A 6,491-nucleotide genomic window follows, 5' to 3' on the forward strand; every position below is an offset into this window, starting at 1 on the left:
GGGCAGCAGAGGAATTCGAGTACCTGCGGGTTTCAGCGGCGCTGGCGGCGCCGACCACCCGGCGCGACTACTGGCAACGCACGTCCGGCATCCACCGGGTGCGCGACCGGCGCGGCCTGGCCGCGGTGCGCGAGTTGTGGACCGCGCGTGACCGCATCGCGCAGCGCCGCGACATCGCGCCCGGCCGCATCCTGCCCGATTCGGCGATCATCGACGCGGCCATCGCCGACCCGAAGGCCGTGGAGGATCTGGTGGCGCTGCCGGTGTTCGGCGGGCCCAAGCAGCGCCGCATCGCTGCCACGTGGTTAGCGGCGCTGGAAGCGGCCCGCCAAAACCCGGAGCCCGCAGATGAATTGGAACCGCCCAACGGGCCGCCGCCCGCGGCGCGGTGGGCCAAGCGGAGGCCCGAGGCCGCGGTACGACTGGAGGCGGCCCGGGCAGCGTTGTCGGAGCTGTCGCAGCAGGTATCGGTGCCGGTTGAGAACCTGGTCTCCCCTGACCTGGTGCGACGGCTGTGCTGGGACTGGGGCGGTGGTGACGAGCGGGTGGTCGATGAGTTTCTGACGGCCGGACACGCCCGATGCTGGCAGCGTGAGCTGGTGGTCCCCGTTTTGGCCGCAGCGTTGGCGAAGGCCGCCGATTAGTCCATCGGCTCGCGGATCGCCGACTCCGGCACGTTGTTCCCAAGAGCTGCGACCCAGCCGGTGATTTGGCGCGCGACGTCTTGCTCGGTCAGCCCCACGTCGGCGAAGATCTCACTTCGCGAGCCGTGGTCGTAGAACTGCTGCAGGAGACCCACATCGCGGCACGGTAGGTCGATCTCCGCACGCCGCAGCGCCGCCGAAACCGCGCTGCCCACCCCGCCATTCACGCCGTTGTCTTCCAGCGTGACCACCAGCTTATGGGCGACCGCCAAGTCGCGCACCGCGTCCGGAACCGGCAACACCCAGCGCGGGTCGATCACCGTCACGCCGATGCCCTGATTGCGCAGCCGCTTGGCCACCGCCAACGCCATCGATGCGAATGCCCCCACGGCGACCAGCAACACATCGGCGCTCAACCCGTCGGCCGGCACCGCGAGCAGATCGACGCCGGAGCGTCGCTCTAGCGCCGGAATGTCTTCTCCCACATCGCCTTTCGGGAACCTAAGAGCCGTCGGCCCGTCGTCGACCTCGAGCGCTTCACCGAGTTCCTCGCGCAGGCGGGTGGCGTCTCGGGGCGCGGCCACCCGCATGCCGGGCACGATGCCCAGCATCGAGAGGTCCCAGATGCCGTTGTGGCTGGCGCCGTCGGGGCCGGTGATGCCGGCTCGGTCGAGCACCAGGGTGACCGGCAGCTTGTGCAGCGCCACGTCCATCATGATCTGGTCGAACGCCCGGTTCAGGAACGTCGAGTAGATCGCCACCACCGGGTGCAGCCCGCCCATCGCCAAACCGGCCGCCGAGGTCAGCGCATGCTGCTCGGCAATGCCGACGTCGAACAACCGGTCCGGGAACCGCTGCCCGAACGTCGTCAGCCCGGTGGGCCCGGGCATGGCGGCGGTGATCGCGACGACGTCGCGGCGTTTGGCACCGTAGGCGACCAGCGCGTCGGCGAAGGTTGCCGTCCAACCGGGCCCTGGCACCTTGGTGGCCGCCCCGGTCGCCGGGTCGATCACACCGCAGGAATGCATCAGCTCAGCCTCGTCGGCCTCCGCCGGCGGATAACCCATCCCCTTGCGGGTGGCCACGTGCACGATCACCGGGCCGCCGAAGCCGCGGGCATGGCGCAACGCGGACTCCACGGCGCGTTCGTCGTGGCCGTCGACCGGTCCGACGTATTTGAGCCCAAGATCGGTGAACAGCAGCTGCGGCGACAACGCGTCTTTGATGCCGGCTTTTGCGCTGTGCATGAGGTGGTAGACCAGTTCGCCGATGACCGGCATGCCGCGCACCGCGCCGCGGCCCTTCTCCAGCAGGTGCTCATAGGCGGGCTGCAGCCGCAGCGCGGCCAGGCGGTCGGCGAACGCGCCGATGGTGGGTGCGTAGCTGCGGCCGTTGTCGTTGACGACGATCACCACCGGACGGCGGGCCGCGGCGATGTTGTTCAGCGCCTCCCAGCACATGCCGCCGGTCAGCGCGCCGTCGCCGACCACCGCCACCACGTGCCGGTTGCGGTGACCGGTCAGCTCGAACGCCTTGGCCAGCCCGTCGGCGTAAGACAGCGCCGCGCTGGCGTGGCTGGACTCGACCCAGTCGTGCTCGCTTTCCGCGCGGCTCGGATACCCCGACAGGCCACCCTTCTTGCGCAGCGTCTCGAAGTCGGCGCAGCGCCCGGTCAGCATCTTGTGCACGTACGCCTGGTGGCCGGTGTGAAGATGATCGGATCGTGCGGCGAGTCGAACACGCGGTGCAGCGCCAGCGTCAGCTCGACGACACCGAGATTGGGCCCCAGGTGTCCCCCGGTGGCGGCCACTTTGTGGATCAGAAACTGCCGAATCTCGTGCGCCAGATCCTTGAGCTCAGCTTGCGAGAGGGGCTGCAGATCAGCGGGCCCGCGGATCCGTTCAAGCATTTCGCCAGTGTACGCAGCCCCGCGCCCGTCCCGGCAAACCAAACGCGCCACCAGCGGCTCACCGACGTATCGTCGCGGGTATGCGCGCAGAGGAGATCGCCGAAGATTTCCCCGTCGTGAGCATCGACTCTGCTGCCCTCGACGCCGCCCGCCTGCTTGCCGAGCATCGCTTGCCCGGGATCGTCGTCACCGACCAGTCCGGCAAGCCGTACGCGGTGCTGCCAGCTTCTCAGGTCGTCCGCTTCATCGTGCCGCGGTATGTGCAAGACGACCCCTCGCTGGCCGGTGTGCTCAACGAATCGATGGCTGACCGGGCCGCGGAAAAGCTGGGCGGCAAGAAAGTCCGCGACGTGCTGCCGGAGCATCTGGTCGAGATTCCGGCAGCCGACGCCGACGACACCATCATCGAGGTGGCGACCCTGATGGCGCGGCTGCGCAGTCCGCTGATCGCAGTGGTCAAAGAGGGCACGCTGCTCGGGGTGATCACCGCGTCGCGCCTGCTGGCCGCGGCGCTGAAGCATTGATCCGGGCGGAGCGCCGATGAGCGCCGTCGCGGTCACCGTATTCGTGATCGCCTACGCCTTGATCGCCCACGACCGGCTCAACAAAACAGTGGTGGCATTGACGGGCGCCGCGATCGTGGTCACCTTGCCGGTGATCAGGTCCCACGACGTGTTCTACTCCCACGCCACCGGAATCGACTGGGACGTCCTGTTTTTGCTGCTCGGCATGATGATCATCGTCAGCGTGCTGCGCCAGACCGGTGTCTTCGAATACGTCGCGATCTGGGCGACCAAGCGCGCAAAAGGCTCCCCGCTGCGCATCATGGTCCTGCTGGTGCTGGTCACCACGTTCGGGTCGGCAACGCTGGACAACGTCACCACGGTGTTGTTGATCGCGCCGGTGACGTTGTTGGTCTGCGATCGGCTGGAGATCAACGCGGCGCCGTTTTTGATGGCCGAAGCATTCGCCTCCAACATCGGCGGCAACGCGACGTTGGTCGGTGACCCGCCCAACATCATCATCGCCAGCCGGGCAGGGTTGTCGTTCAACGATTTCCTGATCCACCTGACGCCGCTCGTCGTGGTCGTCACCGCCGTGTTCATCGCGCTGCTACCCCGGCTGTTCCCCGGTGCGTTCTCAGTCGACCCGGAGCGCGTCGCCGACGTCATGGCGCTGGAAGAACGCGAAGCCATCCGCGACCGGGGGCTGCTGGTCAAGTGCGGGGTGGTGATGACCCTGGTGTTCGCGGGATTCGTCGCGCACTCGGCGCTGCGCATGGACCCGTCGGTGGTGGCGCTGTTGGGCGCCGGCGTCCTGATCGTGATTTCCGGGCTGGAACGCTCGGATTACCTGTCCAGCGTCGAGTGGGACACGCTGCTGTTCTTCGCCGGGCTGTTCGTCATGGTCGGCGCTTTGGTCAAGACCGGTGTCGTGAATTCTTTGGCGCGATCGGCCATTACAGCGACCGGCGGCAATGCGCTGCTGACCACGATGCTGGTGCTGGCCGCGTCGCTGGTGTTCGGCGGCGTCATCAACAACGTTCCGTACGCCGCGACGATGGCACCCATCGTCGGCGAACTCGTGCCGTCAATGGTCGGCCACGTCAACCCGGACGTGTTGTGGTGGGCGCTTGCACTGGGCACCGGCTTCGGCGGCAACCTGACCGCGGTCGGGGCCAGCGCCAACGTCGTCATCATCGGAATCGCAAGGCGCGCAGACAGTCCCATTTCGTTTTGGGAGTTCACCCGCAAAGGCGCGGTGGTCACGGCGATGTCGCTCGGGCTGACCGCGCTCTACCTGTGGGTGCGCTACTTCGTCTTGGCCTAATTTCGACCGCGAGCGGGCGTGTTTGTACGCCGACACGCGGTAAACGCTGTACATCTGTGCCCGCTCGCGGCAAACGGCTAGCGGGTCAGCAGCGCTACGCACTCGACGTGATGAGTCAGCGGGAAGGCGTCGAACACCCGCAGCTTTTCGACGGTGTAGCCGCGCTGGCGGTAGAGGCCGATATCGCGGGCGAAGGATGCTGCCTCGCAACCGATGTGCACCAATCGCGGCACTCGCGCTGCGGCCAGCAGGTCGATGACGTCACGCCCGGCACCCGACCGCGGTGGATCTAGCACCGCCACGTCGGCCGCGACGGATTGCGTCGTCAGCGCGCGGCGCACCGAATCGGTGATCACCTGAACTTGAGGCAAGTCGGCCAGCGCGGCCCGGGCAGCCCGCGACGCCGCTCGAGCCGTGTCGACGCTCAGCACTCGCCCTGACGTCCCCACCGCCTCAGCCAGCACCGCGGCGAACAGGCCCGCGCCGCCGTACAGGTCCCAGGCGGTCGTCCCGGCGGCCGGTCGCGCCCAGTCGCGCACCATGGCGCTATAGACCTGCCCCGCGTCACGGTGGGCCTGCCAGAACGCCGTCACCGGAATCCGCCAGCTGCGCCCGCCCGCCCGCTGGACCGCCTGATAGTTGCCCTCGACCACCTCGGCGACGGTTTTGCGGCCCTGCTTCACGGTTTGCACCACATGCCGCTGTCCGTCGTCGTCGACGGCGATGTGCAGTTGCGCGTCCGGCGCCCACTCGGCCGACGCCAAACCATCGATCATCGCGGCGGGCAGTTGACCGCAATGCAAGTCGGTGACCAGCTCGTCGCTGTGGTAGCGGTGAAAGCCGGCCCGGCCGTCGGCGCCCACGTCGAGGCGCACTCGCGTTCGCCAGCCCGTCGGGCCCGCAGCGCCGAGCGGTTCGGCCTCGCCGTGCCAGCGGTAACCACCCAGGCGCGCAAGCTGATTGCTGACCACTTGCGCCTTGAGCGCCCGCCCCGCCTGCGGGTCAACGAACGCCAGATCGCAGCACCCGGCGCCGTCGACTCCGGCGATCGGGCACAACGACGCTATCCGATCGGGTGACGGCTCGATCACCTCGAGGGCCTCGGCGTGCCAATACGAGCCGCGGTCGGCGGTGACCCGCGCCCGCACCCGTTCACCCGGCAACGCGTAGCGCACGAACACCACCCGGCCCTCGTGGCGGGCCACGCAGCTGCCGCCGTTGGCGGGAACGTCAACCGTCAACGTCAGGTTGGGGGTCTCGGTCAACGCGCCCGTCAATCGAAGATGCCCCGTCGGGCGTCGCCGGGAGCGGCATGCGGCTGCAGCGCCTTAACCCGTTCCGACGAACTCAGTTACCAGGGAACCGAAGTCACCATCACCCCGGGCATGAACAGCAGCCGGCCTTTGAGCCGAAGCGCGCTCTGGTTGTGCAACAGCTGCTCCCACCAGTGGCCCACCACATACTCCGGGATGAACACCGTCACCACGGTGCGTGGCGACTCCTTGCTGACCCGTTTAACGTAATCCAACACCGGGCGGGTGACTTCTCGATACGGCGACGCGATCACCTTGAGCGGCACGCTGATATCGCTGTCTTCCCATTTGCGAACCAGCTCACGGGTTTCGGCGTCGTCGACGCTGACCGTGACGGCTTCCAGCACGTCGGGCCGGGTCGCCCGCGCATAGGCCAGTGCACGCAGCGTCGGCAGATGCAACTTCGACACCAGCACCACGGCGTGGTTGCGGCTCGGCAACACCACGTCGTTGTCGGCTGCGGCCTGTTCCTCCAGTTCCTGGCTGACGGTGTTGTAGTGCCGGCGGATCATCTTCATGATTAGGAACAGCGAGCCCATCGCGACGACCGCGATCCAGGCTCCGGCAAGGAACTTGGTGATCAGCACCACGAACAGCACGGTGCCGGTGGACAGGAACCCGATCGTGTTGACCACGCGGGAGCGCATCATCTTGCGCCGCAACGACGGATCGGTTTCGTTGCGCAGCAACCGGGTCCAGTGCCGGACCATGCCGATTTGGCTCAGGGTGAACGAAATGAACACCCCGACGATGTAGAGCTGGATGAGCGCGGTCACCTGCGCGCGGAACGCGATG

4 protein-coding genes and 2 pseudogenes are annotated in these 6,491 nt (G+C 67.7%); 3 read left to right on the forward strand and 3 right to left on the reverse strand.

The annotated features are described in order from the left end of the window. Positions 1–644: HRDC domain-containing protein (locus VFA16_RS03950; RefSeq protein WP_324966559.1), on the forward strand; the 644-nt coding region annotated here is incomplete at its 5' end. Here the strand turns inward: VFA16_RS03950 and dxs are convergent. Beyond that, positions 641–2,553, reverse strand: a pseudogene (dxs, locus tag VFA16_RS03955) (1-deoxy-D-xylulose-5-phosphate synthase). The gene VFA16_RS03950 and the pseudogene dxs overlap by 4 nt on opposite strands. 80 nt (positions 2,554–2,633) lie before the next feature. Here dxs and VFA16_RS03960 point away from each other — a divergent pair. Together VFA16_RS03960 and VFA16_RS03965 are read left to right on the forward strand one after the other, a co-directional pair. Then, a complete protein-coding gene (locus VFA16_RS03960) occupies positions 2,634–3,077 on the forward strand; it encodes a CBS domain-containing protein (protein ID WP_324966560.1) in 444 nt (147 codons plus the stop codon). Positions 3,078–3,093: 16 nt separating this feature from the next. Next, on the forward strand, positions 3,094–4,383 hold the full coding sequence (locus VFA16_RS03965; RefSeq protein ID WP_324966561.1) for an ArsB/NhaD family transporter: 1,290 nt from the start codon (positions 3,094–3,096) through the stop codon (positions 4,381–4,383). Between the two features lie 77 nt (positions 4,384–4,460). Here the strand turns inward: VFA16_RS03965 and VFA16_RS03970 are convergent, their stop codons facing one another. Both VFA16_RS03970 and VFA16_RS03975 read right to left on the reverse strand, forming a co-directional pair. Then, complete coding sequence (locus VFA16_RS03970) at positions 4,461–5,660, reverse strand: class I SAM-dependent RNA methyltransferase (RefSeq protein WP_324966562.1); 1,200 nt, start codon at positions 5,658–5,660, stop codon at positions 4,461–4,463. Positions 5,661–5,737: 77 nt separating this feature from the next. Continuing rightward, positions 5,738–6,491: pseudogene (locus VFA16_RS03975) on the reverse strand (DNA-binding protein); the annotation flags it as partial.

Source organism: Mycobacterium sp., assembly GCF_035653355.1.
GTDB lineage: Bacteria > Actinomycetota > Actinomycetes > Mycobacteriales > Mycobacteriaceae > Mycobacterium.

Coding starts and splice junctions, on each gene's coding strand:
- VFA16_RS03965 (WP_324966561.1), top strand. CDS start 3,094: ATGAGCGCCGTCGCGGTCACCGTATTCGTGATCGCCTACGCCTTGATC.
- VFA16_RS03960 (WP_324966560.1), top strand. CDS start 2,634: ATGCGCGCAGAGGAGATCGCCGAAGATTTCCCCGTCGTGAGCATCGAC.